This is a genomic window from Paenibacillus campinasensis (genome assembly GCF_002272015.1).
GTDB lineage: Bacteria > Bacillota > Bacilli > Paenibacillales > Paenibacillaceae > Paenibacillus_AQ > Paenibacillus_AQ campinasensis.
Genome location: NZ_NPBY01000125.1, coordinates 1 through 1,568, shown reverse-complemented (window position 1 = coordinate 1,568; position 1,568 = coordinate 1). Strand labels below are relative to the sequence as shown.

General features: G+C 44.2%; 2 protein-coding genes. Both read right to left on the bottom strand.

Going from position 1 to position 1,568, the window contains the following annotated elements; all coding sequences use genetic code 11:
• Nucleotides 1-240: 240 nt before the first annotated feature.
• A complete protein-coding gene (locus CHH67_RS25610; protein WP_095268193.1) occupies nucleotides 241-633 on the bottom strand; it encodes a helix-turn-helix transcriptional regulator in 393 nt (130 codons plus the stop codon).
• Between the two features lie 132 nt (nucleotides 634-765).
• Complete coding sequence (locus CHH67_RS25605) at nucleotides 766-1,455, bottom strand: hypothetical protein (protein ID WP_244908327.1); 690 nt, start codon at nucleotides 1,453-1,455, stop codon at nucleotides 766-768.
• Nucleotides 1,456-1,568 lie beyond the last annotated feature (113 nt).

Sequence of the window (1,568 nt, the reverse complement as noted above, 5' to 3'; positions counted from 1 at the left end):
TGCGACTTCTCTCACAATCTTTTAATGAAAATTCCATATATTCATGCAAGAGAAATTGTAGATATTTTATCATAAATTGGAGTATAATGGTACAAATTCCCTATTAAATAATAATTTCATAGTCACCTTATGTTCTCCATCTAAATCCGCTACAATAAAAAAAGACCCAAAAGCCTCGTTACATACGAGACATTTTGGGGATTCTTTACCTCCATATATGTTCTATCAACTATGAAATCATCATAGATTAGGATTATTTCGCACTTCCACTTGACTTTCGTGTTTGTCTACCCGCTGTTTGTATACAGCAGCCAGCACTTTTTCATACGCGCTTTCAAAACTGTCTGGAAGTTTCGGTTTAATTTCCTCCATAATCGCAAGCAGCTTGTACAGGGATTGAACCTCGTCTTCTGTCAGTTCCATTGGATACATTGCAAATTGGCCGATAAACATATAGCCGCGCCCTCTCCCTCTGTGGCTTATCGGGATATGCATAGCGCTCAAAGCATCCATATCCCGATAGATCGTTCTTTCACTGGTTCCGCAGCGTTCCGCTAGCTCCCGGGCTAAAATTCCTGGTCTTGCTTGCACGAGTGTGATAATTCTCATGAGTCGAATCAGTCGATCAGTCATGTTTCATTCTCCCTATCTTCTAGTAAATTTGACATATTTGCCAATGCCAAATTAGTACATTCGACCCTGGAATAGGTATTCCCTTTTTGTTTATGATCACAATTTACCAATCGGAAGATGGGTATTTAGACTCTATTCAACTTTTCGTTTATATGTATCAATAGGACTAAAGGTGCCGAAATACAATGTGCTTAACCTGTAAAGCGTCTCTGCCTCCTTCAGATAATCCTCATCATCTGCGCGAAGCGCGCACAGCATCATCTCATCTGCCCGCCTGCGAAGCATGCTTTCCCCCGCTTCCAGGTCACCTTGCTTAAACAGCTGCTCCGCTTCGTCCAGAATCAATGGATTTTGAAGCAGCCTCAGCGCCTTCTCCACCCGTTCATCCGGCTTGCGGCTCCTCAGGTCTGTATGATTGCTGAATTGGAGCTGCAGCGTATACGATGGAAAATTGGTAACCTGCAGCGTATCCCGGTCCCGGTACGACCATCCGGCTGTGATAACCGGATAGATACCGGAACGATAAGGCCCGGCCAATAACTCAAGCACGACTTGCTTGGATCCATTATCGGACAATGGACCAATGGACACCGTGATATGCTGTCCCATCCGTGAATCGAGAATACCTCCGTATACGTTGGTAAGTTGGATTGGTTCCTCTAACTGGAGGTCCAGCTGCACATGTTCAGCAATCTGATGAGATTTCATGCCTTTATGCCTGCTCGGCCCCTGGATACCGCCTCTCCACTCCACCAAAAGAAATATCTGGGTTACGCCTCCGGCCGCTACACGATTCGTGCTCCATGTAAAATCCGAATTCAAGTCCGATCGCAACGCATCCACCTCTTTCCTCTTCTTCTAATAATGTACCAATAGAGACGGACAACTTACTGTCACGGAACAAATGTTCTCATCTAAATTTCGACAAAAAAAAA

Excerpts from the sequence above, each read along its gene's own strand:
- CHH67_RS25610 (WP_095268193.1), bottom strand. The coding sequence starts at position 633 with ATGACTGATCGACTGATTCGACTCATGAGAATTATCACACTCGTGCAA.